At 65.9% G+C, this 20,821-nt stretch carries 19 protein-coding genes; 11 read left to right on the forward strand and 8 right to left on the reverse strand.

Going from position 1 to position 20,821, the window contains the following annotated elements; all coding sequences use genetic code 11:
- The first annotated feature begins 76 nt into the window (after window positions 1-76).
- The gene (pcaD, locus tag ACAW63_RS07315) at window positions 77-874 is read left to right on the forward strand and encodes a 3-oxoadipate enol-lactonase (RefSeq protein ID WP_371232731.1); all 798 of its coding nucleotides are present in this window, start codon (window positions 77-79) and stop codon (window positions 872-874) included.
- A 42-nt stretch (window positions 875-916) separates the two neighbouring features.
- On the opposite strand, the gene ACAW63_RS07320 is transcribed toward pcaD, so the two are convergent.
- Together ACAW63_RS07320 and ACAW63_RS07325 are read right to left on the reverse strand one after the other, a co-directional pair.
- Window positions 917-2,446, reverse strand: a complete 1,530-nt coding sequence (locus tag ACAW63_RS07320) for an NCS1 family nucleobase:cation symporter-1 (protein ID WP_371232732.1) — start codon at window positions 2,444-2,446, stop codon at window positions 917-919.
- Between the two features lie 748 nt (window positions 2,447-3,194).
- Window positions 3,195-5,372 (reverse strand): malate synthase G, encoded by a 2,178-nt coding sequence (locus ACAW63_RS07325; RefSeq protein WP_371232733.1) that lies wholly within the window; start codon window positions 5,370-5,372, stop codon window positions 3,195-3,197.
- A 294-nt stretch (window positions 5,373-5,666) separates the two neighbouring features.
- On the opposite strand from ACAW63_RS07325, the gene ACAW63_RS07330 reads away from it, so the two are divergent.
- On the forward strand, window positions 5,667-6,116 hold the full coding sequence (locus ACAW63_RS07330) for an N-acetyltransferase family protein (RefSeq protein WP_371232734.1): 450 nt from the start codon (window positions 5,667-5,669) through the stop codon (window positions 6,114-6,116).
- Between the two features lie 13 nt (window positions 6,117-6,129).
- Complete coding sequence (locus tag ACAW63_RS07335) at window positions 6,130-6,648, forward strand: glycine cleavage system protein R (RefSeq protein WP_371232736.1); 519 nt, start codon at window positions 6,130-6,132, stop codon at window positions 6,646-6,648.
- Between the two features lie 658 nt (window positions 6,649-7,306).
- On the opposite strand, the gene rarD is transcribed toward ACAW63_RS07335, so the two are convergent.
- From rarD to ACAW63_RS07365, 6 genes are all read right to left on the reverse strand, one after another.
- Entirely contained in the window at window positions 7,307-8,194 is an 888-nt protein-coding gene (gene rarD, locus ACAW63_RS07340) for an EamA family transporter RarD (protein WP_371232738.1), read from the reverse strand.
- A 318-nt stretch (window positions 8,195-8,512) separates the two neighbouring features.
- Window positions 8,513-9,487, reverse strand: a complete 975-nt coding sequence (locus tag ACAW63_RS07345; RefSeq protein ID WP_371232740.1) for a serine/threonine protein kinase — start codon at window positions 9,485-9,487, stop codon at window positions 8,513-8,515.
- 56 nt (window positions 9,488-9,543) lie between these two features.
- Entirely contained in the window at window positions 9,544-9,954 is a 411-nt protein-coding gene (locus ACAW63_RS07350) for a substrate-binding domain-containing protein (RefSeq protein ID WP_371232742.1), read from the reverse strand.
- A gap of 111 nt (window positions 9,955-10,065) precedes the next feature.
- Window positions 10,066-10,830: a TOBE domain-containing protein gene (locus ACAW63_RS07355; protein WP_371232744.1), complete on the reverse strand. Its 765-nt coding sequence runs from the start codon at window positions 10,828-10,830 to the stop codon at window positions 10,066-10,068.
- A gap of 93 nt (window positions 10,831-10,923) precedes the next feature.
- Window positions 10,924-11,580 (reverse strand): ComF family protein, encoded by a 657-nt coding sequence (locus ACAW63_RS07360; RefSeq protein WP_371232746.1) that lies wholly within the window; start codon window positions 11,578-11,580, stop codon window positions 10,924-10,926.
- A gap of 109 nt (window positions 11,581-11,689) precedes the next feature.
- Window positions 11,690-11,983: a hypothetical protein gene (locus tag ACAW63_RS07365; protein ID WP_371232748.1), complete on the reverse strand. Its 294-nt coding sequence runs from the start codon at window positions 11,981-11,983 to the stop codon at window positions 11,690-11,692.
- Between the two features lie 238 nt (window positions 11,984-12,221).
- Here ACAW63_RS07365 and bioB point away from each other — a divergent pair, with 238 nt between their 5' ends.
- The 8 genes from bioB to ACAW63_RS07405 all read left to right on the forward strand — a co-directional run bounded on the left by bioB (window position 12,222) and on the right by ACAW63_RS07405 (window position 20,788).
- Window positions 12,222-13,280 carry a biotin synthase BioB gene (gene bioB / locus ACAW63_RS07370; protein ID WP_371232750.1) on the forward strand — a complete coding sequence of 353 codons (1,059 nt, stop codon included), beginning with the start codon at window positions 12,222-12,224 and terminating at the stop codon, window positions 13,278-13,280.
- Window positions 13,281-13,426: 146 nt separating this feature from the next.
- Window positions 13,427-14,632 (forward strand): 8-amino-7-oxononanoate synthase, encoded by a 1,206-nt coding sequence (gene bioF / locus ACAW63_RS07375; RefSeq protein ID WP_371232752.1) that lies wholly within the window; start codon window positions 13,427-13,429, stop codon window positions 14,630-14,632.
- Complete coding sequence (locus ACAW63_RS07380) at window positions 14,625-15,350, forward strand: alpha/beta fold hydrolase (RefSeq protein ID WP_331315815.1); 726 nt, start codon at window positions 14,625-14,627, stop codon at window positions 15,348-15,350. Before bioF ends, ACAW63_RS07380 begins: the two co-directional genes overlap by 8 nt.
- Window positions 15,343-16,146: a malonyl-ACP O-methyltransferase BioC gene (gene bioC / locus ACAW63_RS07385; RefSeq protein WP_331315817.1), complete on the forward strand. Its 804-nt coding sequence runs from the start codon at window positions 15,343-15,345 to the stop codon at window positions 16,144-16,146. Before ACAW63_RS07380 ends, bioC begins: the two co-directional genes overlap by 8 nt.
- An 87-nt stretch (window positions 16,147-16,233) precedes the next feature.
- Window positions 16,234-16,917, forward strand: coding sequence for a dethiobiotin synthase (bioD, locus tag ACAW63_RS07390; RefSeq protein ID WP_331315819.1), 684 nt, complete (start codon window positions 16,234-16,236; stop codon window positions 16,915-16,917).
- 74 nt (window positions 16,918-16,991) lie between these two features.
- Window positions 16,992-17,222 (forward strand): hypothetical protein, encoded by a 231-nt coding sequence (locus ACAW63_RS07395; RefSeq protein ID WP_371232754.1) that lies wholly within the window; start codon window positions 16,992-16,994, stop codon window positions 17,220-17,222.
- 308 nt (window positions 17,223-17,530) lie between these two features.
- On the forward strand, window positions 17,531-19,336 hold the full coding sequence (locus ACAW63_RS07400) for a phenylacyl-CoA dehydrogenase (RefSeq protein WP_371232756.1): 1,806 nt from the start codon (window positions 17,531-17,533) through the stop codon (window positions 19,334-19,336).
- Window positions 19,337-19,507: 171 nt separating this feature from the next.
- The gene (locus ACAW63_RS07405; protein ID WP_371232758.1) at window positions 19,508-20,788 is read left to right on the forward strand and encodes a diguanylate cyclase; all 1,281 of its coding nucleotides are present in this window, start codon (window positions 19,508-19,510) and stop codon (window positions 20,786-20,788) included.
- Window positions 20,789-20,821: the final 33 nt, after the last annotated feature.

Raw genomic sequence — 20,821 nt, forward strand, 5'->3', positions numbered from 1 at the left:
GTTCAGGTCTTTGTAATTTCTTCGGAATCCCGCCGCAACTACCTTCGTCTCCACATTCACTCGAGGAGACGCTCCCATGAGCTCGCTGCACTACCTGACCACCCGCGACAACGCCCGCATCGCCTACCGCCTCGACGGCGCCGCCGAGCTGCCGCTGCTGGTGCTGTCCAACTCCATCGGCACCGACCTGCACATGTGGGATGGGCAGGTCGCCGCTTTCACCGAACACTTCCGCGTGCTGCGCTATGACGCCCGCGGCCATGGCGCCTCCAGCGTACCGCCGGGGCCTTATGCGCTGGGGCAGTTGGGCGAGGACGTGATCGAGCTGCTGGATGCTCTCGGCGTAAAGCGCGCGCATTTCCTCGGTCTCTCGCTCGGCGGATTCGTTGGCCAGTGGCTGGCGGTGAATGCGCCGCAACGCGTCGAGCGGCTGGTGCTGGCGAACACTTCGGCCTGGCTCGGGCCGCAGGAGCAGTGGGACGCGCGCATTGCCGAGGTGCTGGACGCGGAAGACCTGCAAGACACCGCCGCCACCTTCCTCGCCAACTGGTTCCCGGCGTCCTGGCTGGCGCAGCGGCGGCCGGAAGTGGAGCCATTCCGCGCCACGCTGCTGGCGACCAACCGGCATGGCCTGGCCGGCTCCTTTGCCGCCGTGCAGGGGGCCGATCTGCGGGAAGCGCTGAAGGCGGTTCGCCTGCCGACACTGGTGATCGCCGGGCAGTTCGACACCGTGACCGCCGCCAGCCACAGCGAGCTGATCGCCGAGGCGATCCCTGGGGCGCGCCTGCTGACGCTGCCGGCGGTGCACCTGTCGAACATCGAGTTTCCCCGCGAGTTCGAGGGCGCGGTGCTGGATTTCCTGCTGGCGCCCTGAACGAAAAGGCCGCCCGAGGGCGGCCCTTGTCTTGTCGGCCGATCAGTGGTGCGCCGCATCCACCGCGATGGGCTCACCGGAAACCTCCGCATAGCTGCGCTTGCGGTCGGCCAGGGCGTAGTGGATCAGCGCCCCCAGGCCGGCGCCGAAGAACCAGGAGAACTGCGACAGCGCGTCGAAGGCCGGCACCAGCGCCAGCACGATGGCGATCAGCGCCGCCGGGATGAAGGCCGCCACGGCGCGCAGGTTCACGCCGCCACGGTAATGGTAGGCGGCCTCGCGGCTTTCGCTGTAGAGCTCCGGCAGGTTCACCCGGCCACGGCGCACCAGGTAGTAGTCGGTGACGATGATGCCGTACAGCGGGCCGAGCAGGGCACCCAGGCCGCCGAGGAAATACACGATCACCGCCGGGCTGTTGTACAGGTGCCAGGGCAGGATCAGCACCGCGATGGTGGCGCTGAGCAGGCCGGCGCGGCGGAAGTTCAGCAGGTTCGGCGCGAGGTTGGTGAGCACGTAGGCCGGGGCGACGAAGTTGGCCATGATGTTCACCGCCACGGTGACGATCAGGAATGCCAGGCAGGCCAGCACCAGGCCCGCGGTGTTGGGGATGGCGGCGACGATCTCGGTCGGCCCCTGCACCAGCTTGCCGTCGATGCTGAATTGCGCGCCGGCCAGCACCACGGCGATCAGCGCGAAGCCCAGCATGTTCACCGGCAGGCCCCAGAAGTTGCCCACGCTGATGGTGCGGCGGTCCGGGCAGTTACGGGTGAAGTCGCAGAAGTTGAGGATCATGGTGCCGTACAGCGACACCCAGAGCGCGGCGGCGCCGAACACTTTCAGCCACATCGTCGATCCGGCCGGCGCGTTGCCGCTGGACCAGGAGATCGACAGGCCGCTGCGCCAGTACATCCAGCCCGCCAGGGTGGCGAAGGCGATGAGGATGATCGGGCCGGCGAAGGACTCGTAGCGCCGCACCATCTCCATGCCGTAGGCGAAGATCGCCAGTTGCACGCACCAGATGCCGAGGAAGGTGATCCAGCCCAGGGTGGAGAGGCCGAGGATCGAGTTCTGGTCGTAGGACTTGAGGTCGGGAGCGATGGCGGTGAGCAGCACGCGCAGGACCACCGAGGCGAGGTAGGTCTGGATGCCGAACCAGGCGATGGCGATTACCGCGCGGATCAGCGCCGGAACCTGGGCGCCATGGATGCCGAAGCTGATCCGGCACATCACCGGATAGGGCAGGCCGGTCTTCTGGCCCATGTAGCCGGACAGGTTCATCAGCCCGTAGATCACCAGCGCGCCGAGGGCGAAGGCGGCGAGGATCTGCGCACCACTCATGCCGAGGGCGAAGAGCCCGATGGCGAAGGAGTAGTTGGCGATGTTGTGCACGTCGTTGGTCCACAGCGCGAACAGGCTGTAGCGCCCCCAGCTGCGGCCCTGGGCCTTGGTCGGGGCGAGGTCGGCGCTGTACAGACGCGGGCTCAGGGTTGGCGCGGTATCGTTGCTGGACGCCGCGCTGTCGACAGGTTGGATGGAGGAAACGCCGGACAGATGAGTGGGACTGGAATTCATGGGCTACTCGGATTTTGTATGCACGGCTTTTTGGGTTTGTATGCAAAAGCCAAATCCGTGCCAGTCCGCGCCGGGCGCTTCCCGATGCCTTTCCGGTCTCGATGGTTGACCTGGCAGGAGCCCTGATTTGGTGCGGGCTTTGTGCCTGTCCGATCGATCAGGAAAAGATTTCTCCAGATTTATCATTGACTTAAAGGTCAGGTTTTCTGATGTGTGATTGGGGCATGAATGGGGATTTTGTACACAAAAATTGTGCACAGGCGTTACGTATGGGGATCTGGTGCGGCGACGGGCATCGCGGACGAAGTTAGCTCCTACGAGAAGAAGACTCGCGATGGAGACGAATCCGTGCCTTTGGTTCTCTTTTGGGCTCTTGTAGGAGCGGAGCTTCTCCGCGAAATCGGTGCACGCTGAAGGATTCGCGGACAAGGTCCGCTCCTACGGGAGCCTGATCGGGACGTAGGGCGTATAACGTTCGAAGTTATACGCCGTTTGACCTTGGCTTACGGCTGCCCGGACTGCAACCGGCTGGCGCTTCGAACTCGACCAATGCACCAACTGACGATCCTGGTGTATCGGCGTACAACCGCGAACGGTTGTACGCCCTACGAATGCGCAGACAGTTGCTCCTACGGTGCGTTTTTGCACTCGACGTAGGAGCGGACTCCGTCCGCGATGGTCCCCTCGTTTTCAGAGGCCATAAAAAAACCGCCCCGAAGGGCGGTTCTTTCATCGCAGCGCGAAGTTCTTACAGACCGTTCTTGGCCTTGAACTCGCGGCGGCGGCGGTGCAGGACCGGCTCGGTGTAGCCGTTGGGCTGCTTGGTGCCCTCGATGACCAGTTCCAGCGCGGCCTGGAAGGCCACGTTGTCATCGAAGTTCGGCGCCATCGGGCGGTACAGCGGGTCGTTGGCGTTCTGACGGTCCACCACCGAAGCCATGCGCTTGAGGCTTTCCAGCACCTGCTCCTGGGTGACCACGCCGTGGCGCAGCCAGTTGGCCAGCAGCTGGCTGGAGATGCGCAGGGTGGCGCGGTCTTCCATCAGGCCCACGTCGTTGATGTCCGGCACCTTGGAGCAGCCGACGCCCTGGTCGATCCAGCGAACCACGTAGCCGAGGATGCCCTGGGCGTTGTTGTCCAGCTCGTTCTTGATCTCTTCCGCGCTCCAGTTGGTGTTCTGCGCCAGCGGAATGGTCAGGATGTCGTCCACCGAGGCCGGTACGCGCTTGGCCAGTTCGGCCTGGCGGGCGTACACGTCGACCTTGTGGTAGTGCAGCGCGTGCAGGGTGGCGGCGGTCGGCGACGGAACCCAGGCGGTGTTGGCGCCGGCCAGCGGGTGAGCGATCTTCTGCTCGAGCATGGCGGCCATCAGGTCCGGCATGGCCCACATGCCCTTGCCGATCTGCGCCTTGCCCTGCAGGCCGGTGGCCAGGCCGACGTCGACGTTGTTGTTCTCGTAGGCGCCGATCCACTTCTCGTTCTTCATGGCGCCCTTGCGCACCATGGCGCCGGCTTCCATGGAGGTGTGGATCTCGTCACCGGTGCGGTCGAGGAAGCCGGTGTTGATGAACACCACGCGTTCGGCGGCCGCCTTGATGCAGGACTTCAGGTTGACGGTGGTGCGGCGCTCTTCGTCCATGATGCCGACCTTCATGGTGTTGCGCGGCATGCCCAGCACGTCTTCGACGCGGCTGAAGATTTCGGCGGCGAAGGCCACTTCTTCCGGGCCGTGCATCTTCGGCTTCACCACGTACATCGAGCCGGTGCGGCTGTTCTTGCGGGTGGTGTTGCCCTTGAGGTTGTGCAGCGCGATCAGGCCGGTGAACAGGCCGTCCTGGATGCCTTCGGGTACTTCGTTGCCCTGGGCGTCGAGGATCGCCGGGTTGGTCATCAGGTGGCCGACGTTACGCACGAACAGCAGGGAGCGGCCATGCAGGGTCAGCTCCGAGCCGTCGGCCTTGGTGTAGACGCGGTCCGGGTTCATGGTGCGGGTGAAGGTGTTGCCGCCCTTGGTCACGGACTCGGCCAGGTCGCCTTTCATCAGGCCCAGCCAGTTGCGGTAGACCACGACCTTGTCGTCGGCGTCGACGGCAGCGACCGAGTCTTCGCAGTCCATGATGGTGGTCAGCGCGGACTCCATCAGCACGTCTTTCACGCCAGCGGCGTCGGTCTGGCCGATCGGGCTGGTGGGGTCGATCTGGATTTCGAAGTGCAGGCCGTTGTGCTTGAGCAGCACAGCTTGCGGCTTGGCGGCGTCGCCCTGGAAGCCGAGGAACTGCTCGGCGTTCTTCAGGCCGGTGTCGCTACCGTTCTTCAGGGTGACGGCCAGCGCGCCGTTCTTCACGGTGTAAGCGGTGGCGTCGATGTGGGAGCCGGATTCCAGCGGTGCGGCTTCATCGAGGAAGGCGCGGGCGAAGGCGATGACCTTGTCGCCACGGACCTTGTTGTAGCCCTTGCCCTTTTCGGCGCCGTTCTCCTCGCTGATCGCGTCGGTGCCGTACAGTGCGTCGTACAGCGAACCCCAACGGGCGTTCGAGGCGTTCAGGGCGAAGCGCGCGTTCATCACCGGCACCACCAGCTGCGGGCCGGCCATGCGGGCGATTTCTTCGTCGACATTCTGGGTGCTGGCCTGGAAGTCAGCCGCTTCCGGCAGCAGGTATCCGATTTCCTGCAGGAAGGCCTTGTAGGCGACCGCATCGTGCGCTTGACCGGCGCGGGCCTGGTGCCAGCCGTCGATCTTCGCCTGGAGGTCGTCGCGCTTGGCGAGCAGGGCTTTGTTCTTGGGGGCCAGATCGTTGATTACGGTTTCCACACCTGCCCAGAACTTGCCGGCGTCGACGCCGGTGCCGGGAATGGCTTCGTTGTTTACGAAGTCGAACAGGACTTTGGCGACCTGCAGGCCACCGACTTGAACGCGTTCAGTCATTGCTTGCCTCACTCTGCTCAGGACCAGCTCAGGACACAGGCAAATCGCCTTGTAGTCCGAGCCGCGGAATACTACATGATGCCATGGGAAAAATCAGTGGGCTTGCGTCGCGGTTAGACCAAAGTACGCATCTCAGTCACGTAGCGCTTAATATGTTCGCAAAGTTCTTATGGGTTGTTCCATATAAATCTTTAAACTGTATACGAATGACTTGATCCGGTACCTGTGGCACCCCGTCGCAGCCAGCGTCGCACGCCCTGCCTATACTGCTTTCTCCGTCCTGGAGAATCCCGCATGTCCGTGACACTTGCCACCCCCGCCGATCTCGACGACCTGGTGCCGCTGTTCTCCGGCTACCTCGACTTCTACGAGGTGCCCGCGCCCCATGCGGCGATCCGTAGCTTTCTCCAGGCGCGCATCGAGCAGGGCCAGTCCACCGTGTTCATCGCGCGCAGCATTGACGGCGTGGCCGTGGGCTTCGTCCAGCTCTATCCCTTCTTCGCCTCACTGACGCTGCAGCCGGCCTGGCTGGTCAGCGACCTCTACGTGATGCCGGCTGCCCGCCGCGACGGTTATGGCGAGGCACTGATGAACGCCGGCCGCGCCCATGCCGAGGCCACGGGCGCCTGCGGCCTGATGCTGGAAACCGCCAAGACCAACCGCGCCGGCCAGTCGCTCTACGAGCGCCTGGGCTACCAGCGCGACGAGAAGTTCTACACCTACTGGCTGGATCTTTCCGCCTGACGGAGGCTGCACCATGGATCACCTCGTTCTCACGGTCATCGCCCCGGACCAGCCCGGCCTGGTGGAGCGCATCGCCCAGTGCATCGCCGCCCATGGCGGCAACTGGCTGGAAAGCCGCATGTCACGCATGGCCGGGCAGTTCGCCGGCATCCTGCGGGTGGCGGTTCCCGCCGAGGGCTACGACGAACTGGTCGAGGGCCTGCAAGGCCTGTCGGCCTTCGGCATTCGCGTGCTGCTGGCGGAAAGCGGTATTGAGCCGGCGTGCAACTGGAAGCCGATCCACCTAGACCTGGTTGGCAACGATCGTCCAGGCATTGTCCGCGATATCACGCGTCTGCTCACCGAACATGGCGTCAACCTGGAGCGCCTGACCACCGAAGTCCTGCCGGCGCCGATGAGCAGCGAACCGCTGTTCCATGCCGAGGCCCTTCTGGCGGTGCCGCTGACCTTGCCGCTGGAAACCCTGCAGACGCGTCTGGAGGAGCTGGCGGACGACCTGATGGTGGAAATGAATTTCCACAGCGGGGATTGATTCGCCGCCCTTCCATCGTCTCCTTGTGGGTAAGTCTGTGGGCTCTCTGTGACTGGATTCATGGAGGGCCCATTTTCATTGAGACTCGCCCATCAGCGCTTATCCACTGTTGGTCTCGCCGCTGTGCACAGATCGCGTGGATCGGTCCGTGAGCTTTCTGTTGATAACCCGCTGCACGCCACTGGTGACGAGGCTTTGCTGGCGTTGCTCGTTTTCTGAGCGGTTCTTCTGTCCCCGCCATGGGAGCAGGTGCGCAGGACGCGCCGCCCCGTCGCTGTGCACAAAACCTCTGGATGAGTCTGTGGAAAGGCCGTGGGCTGATGGCTGTAAGCCTTTGTCTGCGCGGCTTGTGAAGAGTTGTCCAAGATCCGGCCAGCACTCCCCGGAAGATTCACAGTAGACGGGGATTAGCCTGTGGAAAAACACTGGGAATCCGTCGGTATGCCAGGAGTACCGTGGTTTTGCGAGGATTGAGCGAAAAGTGATCGAAGGGCCCGCCCGCGAATCGAGGGATCAGCGTTGAGGCATCGGGGTTGGGGATAAGGGCACGTGCGAGGCGCTTATCCCCGTTTGTGCGGGATGGTGCTGTGGATAGTCTGGTGGTGGCTTGCTGAAAGCCCCGAAAGGCGGGGCTTTCAGTGGGGTGGTCAAGGATTGATCAGTTGCCGCGGGACAGGCGATACCAGATGTCCATGCTGTACACCACCAGCGCCAGCCAGATGCAGCCGAAGGACACCAGGCGGGTGCTGTCCAGGTGCTCACCGAACAGGAAGATGGCCTGCAGCAGCACCAGGGTCGGCGCCAGGTATTGCAGGAAGCCCAGGGTGGCGTAAGGCAGGTGGCGGGCGGCGGCATTGAAGCAGACCAGCGGCACCAGGGTGATCGGGCCTGCAGCGGCCAGCCAGAGGGCATCCTGGGTAGTCCAGAAGTCCGCATGCACGCTCGGTCCGTTGGCAAACAGCACGAGGTAACCGATCGCCAGCGGCAGCAGGATCCAGGTTTCCACCACCAGCCCCGGCAGTGCGGCCACCGGTGCCTGCTTGCGGATCAGCCCGTAGAAGCCGAAGGTCAGCGCCAGCGCCAGCGATACCCAGGGCACGCTGCCCAGTTGCCACAGTTGCTGCGCCACGCCCAATGCGGCGAGGCCCACGGCGACCCACTGCAGCGGGCGCAGGCGCTCGCGCAGGATCACCAGACCCAGCAGGACGTTGATCAGCGGGTTGATGTAGTAACCCAGGCTCGCCTCGATCATGTGGCCGTTGTTCACCGCCCAGACGTAGACCAGCCAGTTGCTGGCGATCAACAGGCCGCTGGCGGTGAGCACGGCGATGCGCTTGGGATTCTCGCGCAGCTCGCGCCACCAGCCGGGATGCTTCCACACCAGCAGGAGCAGGGCGCCGAACACCGCGGACCAGATGGCGCGATGGGTGATGATTTCCAGCGCGGGGATACGTTCGAGCAGTTTGAAGTAGATCGGGAAGAGCCCCCAGATGACATAGGCAGTCAGGCCCAGGGCATAGCCCCGGCGGGGATTGGCGGTAGCCATGGAACATCCTTGGTTAGGCAGCTAATGAGTGGCTGGCTAATTCTAGGGTGCGCGCAGGGGCTTGTCTGTGTCGGGGAGGTGACCGACGACTGGGGAGCAGTGAATGTGCGTAACGTTGGCTTTACGGGGGCGAGCTCTTCGTAGGAGCGAGCTTGCTCGCGAACGGGTTTCCCGGTCGCTCCGGTGTCATGCGGTTCGCGAGCAAGCTCGCTCCGGCAGGGGTTGGGGAGCCGCGAACGGTCGTATGCCCGCTGCGGTGCAGGAGCTGACTCCGTCCGCGATCCGGTCAGCAGGCCGGCAATGAACGCCGGCCTAGGCTCAGAACAACCGCAACGGCTCCTCATCCAGCGCCGCCAGTTGCTCGCGCAGTACCAGCACCTGGTCGCCCCAGTAACGCTCGCTACCGAACCAGGGGAAGCTCGGCGGGAACGCCGGGTCGTCCCAGCGGCGCGCCAGCCAGGCGCTGTAGTGCATCAGGCGCAGGGCGCGCAGGCCTTCGATCAGCGGCAGCTCGCGCGGATCGAAGTCGTGGAATTCCTGGTAGCCGTCGACCAGTTCCGAGAGCTGTCCGAGGCGCTCCTGGCGCTCGCCCGCGAGCATCATCCACAGATCCTGTACGGCGGGGCCCATGCGGCAGTCGTCGAGGTCCACGACGTGGAAGGTCTCGTCGCGGCACAGCAGGTTGCCGGGGTGGCAGTCGCCATGCATGCGGATGGGCGTGTAGCTCACGCGCGCGTAAAGCTCGTCGATTTTCTTCAGCAGGTCGCGGGCCACGGATTCGTAGGCCGGCAGCAGGCTCCTGGGGATGAAATTGCCTTCCAGCAGGGTCGCCAGGGACTCATGGCCGAAGTTCTCCGGCGTGAGCGCTTCACGGTGCTCGAAGGGGCGGTTGGCGCCCACGGCGTGCAGGCGGCCGAGCAGTTGGCCCAGGCGATAGAGCTGGTCGAGGTTGCCCGGCTCCGGCGCGCGGCCGCCACGACGGGGGAACAGGGTGAAGCGGAAGCCCGCGTGTTCGAACAGGGTCTTGCCCTGGTGGACCAGCGGCGCCACCACCGGCACCTCGCATTCGGCCAGTTCGGCGGAGTAGGCGTGTTCTTCGAGGATCGCCTCGTTGGTCCAGCGCCCCGGACGGTAGAACTTGGCGATCAGCGGTTCGCCGTCTTCGATGCCCACCTGGTAGACGCGGTTCTCGTAACTGTTGAGCGCCAGCACGCGGGCGTCACTGAGGAAGCCGATGCTTTCCACTGCATCCAGAACCAGGTCGGGCGTGAGGTCGGAGAAGGGATGGGACATGGCAGCGATCCGGGCAGTGTGCAGGCCGCCTAGTGTAACCCCGTGGGCGATTTGCCTCAGTGTTCGTTGCAGTCGTGCTGTTTCAGGTAGTCGAGGAAGTGCGTGGCCAGTGCGCGCCGTTCGCCGCGCACCAGGGTCAGTTCCTGCATGGGCTGCGTGGTGCAGCCGACAGGGTAGGGCTTCTCGCCGTGGCCCTGCTGGTGCAGGTGGTCGAGCGGCGCAGGTTGCGCGCTGAGCAACAGGTCATAGGGTGTGCCCTGGCGCACCTGTTCACCGAGCTGCTCGTCGCCACCGCTGATCAGCAGCACCTTGTTGTGGGTGTCGAGCTGGTAGCGGTCCACCAGCGGCTCCAGCGTGGGCATCAGCGCCTGGCTGGCGCCTATGCGCAGCACGTCGGGGCCGGCGTGGCCAGCCAGGGGCAGGGACAGCAGCAGGGGTAGGGCGAACAGGCTGAGCAGGCGGCGCATGGTGGGGCTCCAGTGTGGCTGAACCGCAAGGCCCGCCCGGAAGGGGCGGGAGTCTCTGGCGATCATTGGAGCGCGGCGCGCTGTCGCGGGGCTTGATGTATGGCAGGGAAACTACAGCGGCGTGCCGAGGATCACCTGAGCCGGGGAGAACTGCGCGCGCACCTGGGCACCGGGCTTCAGGCGCAGGATTTCGACGCGCTCCGGATCGGTCAGGGCGCAGAGCATCTGCCCGCTGGGCAGCTGGATGCGCACTTCACTGGGGCCGTCGTCCGCCTCGCGGATGTCGTCGATGTGCCCTTCCAGTGCGTTCAGCCCTTCCGGACAGGGAATGTGCGGCAGGTCGACATACAGCCAGCCTGCCTTCATCAGCGCCACCACCGGCTGGCCGTCGCGCAGCTCCAGCTTCTCGGTGCTTTCGCGGGTGACCCGCGCCTGGATGCGCGAACCGCCGGGCAGCTCGATGCACACCAGGTCGTTGAGCCCGGCGTGCTCGATGGCGCAGATATGTCCGTGCAACTGGTTGCGTGCGCTGGTGCGCATCATCAGGCGGCCGATCAGCTCCAGGTCGGCCCGGTGCTCGACGTGTTCGACGATGTGTTCGCGCAGGGCTTCCAGGCGCTGGTAGAGCGCCAGCAGGCGTTCGCCGTCGGCGGTCAGGCGCGCGCCGCCGCCGCCCTTGCCGCCGACACTGCGTTCCACCAGTGGGCGGTCGGACAGGTTGTTCAGTTCGTCGATGGCGTCCCAGGCGGTCTTGTAGCTCATGCCGGCCGCCTTGGCGGCGTGGGTGATCGAACCGAGCTGGGCGATCTGCGCGAGCAGGGCGATGCGTTGCGGGCGGCGGGTGACGTGCTGGGTCAGCAGGCTGAGGGTGGTCATGGTTTCGCGAGTGCTTATTGGTATGCGGCGAGGCTCCGTCGCCAGCCGGCAAAACGCAAGGGAAAATTGCCGGGAATGTGGACGAGCGGTCGTCTATTCCGGGGCCGGCGTGCGTGCCAGGCAGTAGACGTCGACCCGCCGGGCACCAGCCTTGCGCAGTGCGCGGGCGATGAACTGGGCGGTGGCCCCGGTGGTCAGCACGTCGTCCACCAGCGCCAGGTGCAGGCCTTCGACCCGTGCGCCGTCGGCCAGGGCGAAGGCGTGGCGCAGGTTGCGTTTGCGCGCGGCGGCGTCCAGGCCCTGCTGCGCGGGGGTGTCCCGGATGCGCCGCAGCAAGCGGTTATCCACAGGCAGACCCAGGGGTTCGGCCAGCCAGGCGGCCAGCAGGGCGGCCTGGTTGAAGCCACGCTGGTGCTCGCGTTGGCATGACAGCGGCACGGGTACGAGACGATCCGGACGCGGCAGTCCCTCGTCGAAGGCATGTTTCAGGTGGCGCGCCAGCAATTGCGCGAGCAGCCGGCCGAAGGGCGCGTTGGCCTGGTGCTTGAAGCGGGTGATCAGGGCGTCGACCGGAAAGCCGTAGCGCAGGGGCGTTTCGACGCGCTGGAAGGCGGGGGCGCGGCGCAGGCATTGCCCGCAGGCGAGGCCGACGACCGGCAGCGGCAGGGCACAGATCGCGCAGTGCCCGGTGAGCCAGGGCAGGTCATCGTCGCAACCCGCACACAGTGGCAGCTCGGCCTGTTCCGTCATCGCGCCACACAACAGGCATCGCACGCGTGGGCGCCACCAGAGGGGGCGCCATTGCCGGATGGGATTCCATTGGGAGAACCGCATTCCGCCCCTCCATGGGCGGCCGCTGTCAGTGGATCAGCCAGCTCAGGACCAGCAGCCCCAGCACCGTCCTGATCAGCCCGCCGAATATCGAGCGCCGCAGGAAGGCGCGGATGCCACTGTAGAGCAGCAGCAGGCCGAGGAAGAGCAGGACGAAGCTGAAGATCGAGACGTCGATTCCGACGGCGCGCGCCAGGCCGTGGAAGAAATCGTCCATGGCGCGCCACAGGCCGCCGAGCACGCCCGACAGCAGATCGACGATGAAGCGGATGGCCTTGCCGACCATCTGGCCGAGGCTGTCGAAGAATCCTTCTGTTCCCATCGTGGGGGTGACTCCTGAATGTCCTGCTGGATTGGAGCGTGTCTGGAGCGCCGGGTTCAGCGAATCGCGGCGCATGAAAATTGTATTGATCAATAAGTGATCACTTGTAGACCTGTGTCGCGTTACTGGTTGACAGCGTCACAGCTCCCAATATGATGCCTTTAGCCTGAATCCCGGTGGCGTGCTGCCGGCTCACTAGACAAAAAGGCGCCCCCGACAGCGTCGAAAGGAAATGCCCATGAGTGCCACTGCAGCCCAGCTAACCCGCCACGACTGGACCCTTGCCGAAGTCCGTGCCCTGTTCGAACAGCCGTTCAACGACCTGCTGTTCCAGGCGCAGACCGTGCACCGCGCGCACTTCGACCCGAACCGCGTACAGGTTTCCACCCTGCTGTCGATCAAGACCGGCGCCTGCCCGGAAGACTGCAAATATTGCCCGCAGTCCGGCCACTACAACACCGGCCTGGACAAGGAAAAACTGATGGAAGTGCAGAAGGTGCTGGAAGCAGCAGCCGAAGCCAAGGCCATCGGTTCCACCCGCTTCTGCATGGGCGCGGCGTGGAAGCACCCATCGGCCAAGGACATGCCCTACGTGCTGGAAATGGTGAAGGGCGTGAAGAAGCTCGGCCTGGAAACCTGCATGACCCTGGGGCGCCTGGACCAGGAGCAGACCAAGGCACTGGCCGAAGCGGGCCTGGACTACTACAACCACAACCTCGATACCTCGCCGGAGTTCTACGGCAACATCATCACCACCCGCACCTACGGCGAGCGCCTGCAGACCCTGGCGTACGTGCGCGAGGCGGGGATGAAGATCTGCTCCGGCGGCATCCTGGGCATGGGCGAGTCGGTGGACGACCGCGCCGGCCTGCTGATCCAGCTGGCCAACCTGCCCGAGCACCCGGAATCGGTGCCGATCAACATGCTGGTCAAGGTGAAGGGCACTCCGCTGGCCGAGGAGAAAGACGTCGATCCGTTCGACTTCATCCGCACCCTGGCCGTCGCCCGCATCCTGATGCCGAAATCCCACGTGCGCCTGTCCGCCGGCCGCGAGCAGATGAACGAGCAGATGCAGGCCCTGGCCTTCATGGCCGGCGCCAACTCGATCTTCTACGGCGAGAAGCTGCTGACCACCAAGAACCCGCAGGCCGAGAAGGACATGCAGCTGTTCGCGCGCCTGGGCATCAAGCCCGAGGAGCGCGAGGAGCATGCCGACGAGGTGCACCAGGCCGCTATCGAGCAGGCGCTGGTGGAACAACGCGACTCCCAGCTGTTCTACAACGCGGCTTCGGCCTGATCTGCTTTTCTATGTAGGAGCGAGGGGGACGCCCAGTCCTTGCTCGCGAACCGCACAGCAGCTGAGTGCCCTGGACGCTTGTTCGCGAGCAAGCTCGCTCCTACAGGTCCTCTTCCCGGAGGACCGTCGCCGATTCGGGGTTGCGTATGTCTTTCGATCTCGCCGCCCGCCTGGCCCAGCGCCAGGCGGAGGACCTTTACCGCCGCCGCCCGCTGCTGGAATCCCCGCAGGGGCCGGATGTGCTCATCGATGGCCAGCCGATGCTGGCCTTCTGTTCCAATGATTACCTGGGCCTGGCCAATCACCCCGAGGTGATCGCCGCCCTGCGCGCCGGCGCCGAGCGCTGGGGCGTGGGCGGTGGCGCTTCGCACCTGGTCAACGGCCATTGCGGCCCGCACCACGAGCTGGAGCTGGCACTCGCGGAGTTCACCGGCCGCCCGCGTGCGCTGCTGTTCTCCACCGGTTACATGGCCAACCTCGGCACAGTCACCGCCCTGGTGGGCAAGGGCGACAGCGTGCTGGAAGACCGCCTCAACCACGCCTCGTTGCTGGACGCAGGCCTGCTCTCCGGCGCGCGCTTCTCGCGCTACCTGCACAACGATGCCGCCAGCCTCGCCGCGCGCCTGGACAAGGCCGAAGGCAACACCCTGGTGGTGACCGATGGCGTGTTCAGCATGGACGGCGATCTGGCCGACCTGCCCAGTCTTTGCGCGACGGCTCGAAAGCAGGGCGCCTGGATGATGGTCGACGATGCCCACGGCTTCGGCCCGCTGGGCGCGACTGGCGGCGGCATCGTCGAACATTTTGGGCTGGGCATGGACGATGTGCCGGTGCTGGTCGGCACCCTCGGCAAGGCCTTTGGCACCGCGGGCGCCTTCGTCGCCGGCAGCGAGGAACTGATCGAGACGCTGATCCAGTTCGCCCGCCCCTACATCTACACCACCAGCCAGCCGCCGGCCGTGGCCTGCGCCACGCTGAAGAGCCTGGAGCTGCTGCGCGCCGAAAGCTGGCGCCGCGACCATCTCAATGCGCTGATCGCCCGCTTCCGCAGCGGCGCCGAGGCCATCGGCCTGCGCCTGATGGACAGCCCGACGCCGATCCAGCCGATCTTCATCGGCGGCAGCCGCCAGGCCATGGCCCTGTCGGCTGAGCTGCGCGAGCACGGCATACTGGTCGGCGCCATCCGCCCGCCGACCGTGCCGGCCGGCACCGCGCGCCTGCGCGTGACGCTTTCCGCCTCGCACAGCGAGGCGCAGGTCGACCGCCTGCTCGTGGCGCTGGCGGAAAGCTGGCAGCGCGTGTCGTCTAGCCTTCTGGCAGAGATCGATGCCGAGGAGGGCGATGATGCGTGACCAACTGATCCTGCTGCCGGGCTGGGGCCTGGGCAGCGCCCCGCTGGAACCGCTGCGCGATGCGCTGCTGGAGCAGGCGCCGCACCTGAACGTGCAGGTCGAGCCGTTGCCGACCGATGCCGACCCCGGCGTCTGGCTCGACGAACTGGACGACAACGTCCCCCATGACGCCTGGATCGCCGGCTGGTCGCTGGGCGGCATGCTCGCCGCCGAGCTGGCGGCGCGGCGCGGCGAATCCTGCCGAGGGCTGGTCACCCTGGCCAGCAACCCCTGCTTCCGTCGTCGCGAAGATTGGCCCGAAGCCATGGCCAATGAGGTGTTCGAAGATTTCTTCGAAGCCTTCCTGCTGGAGCCGCAGCTGGTGCGCAAGCGCTTCACCCTGCTGGTCAGCCAGGGCGCGCGTGACGCCCGCACCCTGGCGCGGCAACTGCAGGTGGCGCTGCCGCAACTGGATGCCGCTGGCCTGACCGCCGGCCTGCAGTTGCTCGGCCAGCTCGATACCCGTGCCGCCCTGAGCCGCTATCCCGGCCCGCAGTTGCACCTGTTCGCCGGCAACGACGCCCTGGTGCCGGCCTCCGCCGCCGACGCCCTGCTGGAATGGCTGCCGGACGTCGAGGTCAGCCTGGTGCCCGACGCCAGCCACGGCCTGCCGCTGGAACAGCCGGACGAAACGGCCGCCGCCATCCTGAGATTCATCCACGAGGGCGACGATGCCTGAAAGCAGTCACAGCGTGCTGCCTGACAAGCGTCAGGTCGCCGCTTCCTTCTCCCGCGCCGCAGAGACCTACGATGCGGTGGCCGACCTGCAACGCGCGGTCGGCTCGCAACTCCTGCAGCGGTTGCCGAACGAGCTGGTGCCGCAGCGCTGGGTCGACCTGGGCAGCGGCACCGGCTATTTCACCCGCGCCCTGGCGGAGCACTATCCACAGGCCCATGGCCTGGCCGTCGACATCGCCGAAGGCATGCTGCGCCATGCCCGCGATCTGGGTGGCGCTGAGCATTTCATCGGTGGCGACGCCGAGCATCTGCCGCTGCGCGACGGGGCGTGCGACCTGTTGTTCTCCAGCCTGGCGCTGCAATGGTGCGCGGACCTGCCCTCGGTGCTGAGCGAAGCACGGCGGGTGCTGCGTCCGAACGGCGTGCTGGCGTTCAGCAGCCTGTGCATCGGCACCCTGGGCGAGCTGCGCAGTGCCTGGCAGGCGGTGGATGGCTTCGTCCATGTGAACCGCTTCCGCGCGTTCGAGGACTACCAGCGGCATTGCGCCGCCAGCGGGCTGGAGGTGCTGGAGCTGCGCACCGAGGACCGCGTCCTGCATTTCCCCGATTTGCGCAGCCTCACCCATGAACTCAAGGCGCTCGGCGCGCACAACCTCAACCCCGGCCGGCCCGACGGGCTGACCGGGCGCGAGCGGGTGCGCGCGCTGATCACCGCTTATGAACAATTCCGCCAGCCCCAGGGACTGCCGGCCACCTACCGGGTGGTCTACGCCGTCCTGCGCAAAATCTATTCTTAGTAGGAGCGGACGCTGTCCGCGATGGCCATTGAGTCGATGGCTGATCCCGGACGCAGTCCGCACCTGCGGAAAAGCACCGAGGTACCTATGTCCCACGCCTACTTCATTACCGGCACCGACACCGAGATCGGCAAGACCACCCTCGCCGCCGGCCTGCTCCATGCAGCGCGGCTGGCCGGATTGTCCACGGCGGCAGCCAAGCCGGTGGCCTCCGGTTGCGAGCGGACGCCCGAGGGACTGCGCAACGAGGACGCGCTGGCGCTGCTGGCCGAATGCAGCCTGCCGCTGGCCTACGACCAGGTGAACCCCTTCGCCTTCCAGCCCGCCATCGCGCCGCACCTCGCCGCGCGGGAGAAGGGCGTGAAGCTGCAGGTCGAGACGCTGGCCCCGGCCGTGCGCTCGGTGCTCCAGTTGGGCGCCGACTTCACGGTGGTGGAAGGGGCGGGCGGTTGGCGGGTGCCGTTGTCGGGAGAGGAAAGCCTGTCTGACCTGGCGATCGCCCTTGGCCTGCCGGTGATCCTGGTGGTCGGCGTGCGCCTGGGCTGCATCAACCATGCGGTGCTCAGTGCCGAGGCGATCCAGCGGGATGGCCTGCAACTGGCCGGCTGGGTGGCGAACATCGTCGACCCGAGCACGTCGCGCCTGGAGGAGAACCTGGCGACCCTGGCCGAACGGCTGCCGGCGCCCTGCATCGGCCGGGTGCCCCGCCTGTCGCCGGCGACGCCCTCCGCTGTCGCCGCCCATCTGGACCTGAGCATTCTCGATCTGTAACAACGCCTGGCCGGGCGCGCGGAAGTCTGCTTGAATGGTGGCCATTGGCTGCTTTTGTCCAGGGAGACGCACCGATGGAAATCTCCGGTAATGCATTTGCCGTGGGCCTGAGCTCGGTCCAGAGCGGACAGCAGCGCGTCGACCAGGCCGGCGCTCAGATAGCCAGCGCCCGCAGCGGCGCAAGCGACGCCCTGGCGGGTCACCTGGTGGACCTGCGCCGCGGCCAGCGCGAGGTCGAGGCCGGCGCCAAAGTCATCCAGGCGGCCGACGAAACCCTCGGCACCCTCATCGATATCCGCGCCTGACGTTCGCTTTCCCTCCGTATTTTCTTCCCGCCCTGCCGGCTGTCCTTGCGACGCGCCGGCCGCTCTGCCATGGGCTTTAATCAATCTCAGGACGGCGGCGCGAAGGCCCTCCGGCGGTAGCCCTGCGAGCGTGACCGGGTGGTCGGTCTGCATGCTTGACAAGGGTATGGCGTAAACGTATGTTTCAAACGCCTGTTTGACTGTCGGGATGCGTGCGCGCACCGACTGGGCGGCCGGGAACGATCCCGCACTGCGACCGCAACGACCGGTCGCCCATTAACCAGAACCCTTCGTAGAGGTTTACCGCTATGCCTGATTACAAGGCCCCCTTGCGTGATATCCGTTTCGTTCGCGACGAGCTGCTGGGCTACGAAGCGCACTACCAGAATCTGCCGGGCGCTCAAGACGCCACCCCGGATATGGTCAATGCCATCCTCGAAGAGGGTGCCAAGTTCTGCGAACAGGTAATCGCTCCGCTGAACCGCGTTGGCGACCTGGAAGGCTGCAAGTGGAGCCCGGAAGGCGTGAAGACCCCGACCGGCTTCAAGGAGGCCTACCAGCAGTTCGTCGAAGGCGGCTGGCCGAGTCTGGCCCATGACGTCGAGCACGGCGGTCAGGGTCTGCCCGAATCCCTCGGCATGGCCATCAGTGAGATGGTTGGCCAGGCCAACTGGTCCTGGGGCATGTACCCGGGCCTGTCCCATGGCGCCATGAACACCCTGCACGCCCACGGCACCCCGGAGCAGCAGCAGACCTACCTGACCAAGCTGGTTTCCGGCGAGTGGACCGGCACCATGTGCCTGACCGAGCCGCATTGCGGCACCGACCTGGGCATGCTGCGCACCAAGGCCGAGCCGCAGGCTGACGGCACCTACAAGGTCACCGGCACCAAGATCTTCATCTCCGCTGGCGAACACGACATGGCCGACAACATCGTCCACATCGTGCTGGCCCGCCTGCCCGACGCCCCGCAGGGCACCAAGGGCATCTCGCTGTTCATCGTGCCGAAGTTCCTGCCCAACGCCGAAGGCGGCGTAGGCGAGCGCAACGCCGTTTCCTGTGGCTCCATCGAGCACAAGATGGGCATCCACGGCAACGCCACCTGCGTGATGAACTTCGACGCCGCCACCGGCTTCCTGATCGGCCCGCCGAACAAGGGCCTGAACTGCATGTTCACCTTCATGAACACCGCTCGCCTGGGTACCGCGCTGCAAGGCCTGGCCCACGCCGAGATCGGTTTCCAGGGTGGCATCGCCTACGCTCGCGAGCGTCTGCAGATGCGTTCGCTGACTGGCCCGAAAGCCCCGGAAAAAGCCGCCGACCCGATCATCGTGCATCCGGACGTGCGCCGCATGCTGCTGACCGCCAAGGCCTTCGCCGAAGGCAACCGCGCCATGCTGTACTTCGCCGCCAAGCAGGTGGACATCGTGCAGCGCAGCCAGGACGAAGAGCAGAAGAAAGCCGCTGATGCGATGCTGGCCTTCCTGACTCCGATCGCCAAGGCGTTCATGACCGAAGTGGGCTTCGAAGCCGCCAACCACGGCGTGCAGATCTATGGCGGCCACGGCTTCATCGCCGAGCACGGCATGGAACAGAACGTCCGCGACAGCCGCATCTCCATGCTGTACGAAGGCACCACCGGCGTTCAGGCGCTGGACCTGCTGGGCCGCAAGATCCTGATGACCCAGGGCGAAGCGCTCAAGGGCTTCACCAAGATCGTGCACAAGTTCTGCCAGGCCAACGAAGCCAACGAAGCCGTGAAGGAGTTCGTTGCACCCCTGGCCGCGCTGAACAAGGAGTGGGGCGAACTGACCATGAAGGTCGGCATGGCCGCCATGAAGGACCGCGAGGAAGTCGGTGCCGCTTCGGTGGACTACCTGATGTACTCCGGCTACGCCTGCCTGGCCTACTTCTGGGCCGACATGGCTCGCCTGGCTGCCGAGAAGCTGGCCGCCGGTACCAGCGAAGAGGCTTTCTACCAGGCCAAGCTGAAGACCGCGCGCTTCTACTTCCAGCGCATCCTGCCGCGCACCCGCGCGCACGTCGGTGCCATGCTGTCCGGCGCCAACAACCTGATGGACCTGGCCGAGGAAGATTTCGCCCTCGGTTACTGATCAGCGCCATGGAGGGGCGGTTCGCCGTCCGTCTGCTGAACAGGAAAAAGCCCGCCGGATGGCGGGCTTTTTCGTGTCCGTGAGCACGCAATTACCGCTGGAAGGTGCCATTATTACGCCACTTGCCGGTCCGCTGACCTCGAGTCCGGCGCCCACGCGTCGGAACTCCTTGTGCGACCTACGGCCCCCTACCGGCTCAGCCACTTCCTTGCCCCCCTGCTGCTGATTCCGGCTGGCATCGTCGCCGGCTCCCTGGCCGAACTGTCCGAATTCTTCACTTCGCTGTTCAACGTCCTGCCGACCCTGTTGCTGTTGCTCGGGGGCGCGCTGTGCCTGGTCTACGGCCGCCAGCGCCAACTGTTCATGCTGGGGGTGCTGTACATCGCCTACTTCCTGCTCGATACCCAGGTCGATTATTACCGCCTCCAACACGCGACCCGAGCGGACGCGGCGCTGGTGTTCCACCTGTGCTGCGTGCTGCTGCCGCTGCTCTACGGGATGTACGGCATCTGGCAGGAACGCATGCAGCCGCTGCAGGATCTGCTGGCCCGCAGCGCCGTGCTGCTGGCGGTGGCTGCGACGGCGACGGCGCTGGCGCAACGTTTCCCGCAGGGGCTGGCGGAGCTGCTCAGCGACGTCCACTGGCCCTCGCTGCACGGGCGCTGGATGAGCCTGGCGCAATTGTCCTACTTCGGCTTCATCCTCGCCTTCATCGCCCTGCTCGCCGCCTACCTGCGCCAGCCGCGGCCGCTGCACGCCGCGCAACTGGTGGGGCTGGCAGGTCTGCTGTGGATGCTGCCGAAGGTGTTCATCCTGCCCCACGCACTGACCGTGATGACCAGCCTGGTGATGCTCAACCTGGCCGGTGCGGTGGCCCACGAGGCGTACCAGATGGCTTTCCGCGACGAGCTCACCGGTCTGCCCGGACGCCGCGCGCTGAACGAGCGCTTCCAGCGCCTGGGTCAGCAGTACGTGCTGGCGATGATCGACGTGGACCACTTCAAGAAATTCAACGACAGCCACGGCCACGACGTCGGCGACCAGGTACTGCGTATGGTCGCCAGCCAGCTGCGGCGCACCGGTGGGGGTAGCAAGGCGTATCGCTACGGTGGCGAGGAATTCACCCTGGTGTTCTCCGGCAAATCGGTGGAGGAGTGCCTGCCGCACCTGGACGCGGTGCGCCGGGCCATCGAGGGCTACGCGGTGCAGCTGCGCGACCGTGGCAACCGGCCCAGGGACGATCGCCAGGGTCGCAGCAGGCGCAGCGGCAGGGAAGCGCAGACGGTCTCGGTGACCATCAGCGTCGGCGTCGCCGAGCGCGACGGCGAGCGGCGCAGCCCGGAAGAAGTGATCAAGGGCGCCGACCAGGCGCTGTATTCGGCCAAGAGCGGCGGCCGCAACCGGGTGGCGGTGCACGGGCAGGCCCACCGCGGCGCGGTACGCACGGGGTGATGCCTGCTTATGGCTGCGCATTCAGCGCGTGCA

It is taken from the genome of Pseudomonas sp. QE6 (assembly GCF_041379005.1).
Classification (GTDB): Bacteria; Pseudomonadota; Gammaproteobacteria; order Pseudomonadales; family Pseudomonadaceae; genus Pseudomonas.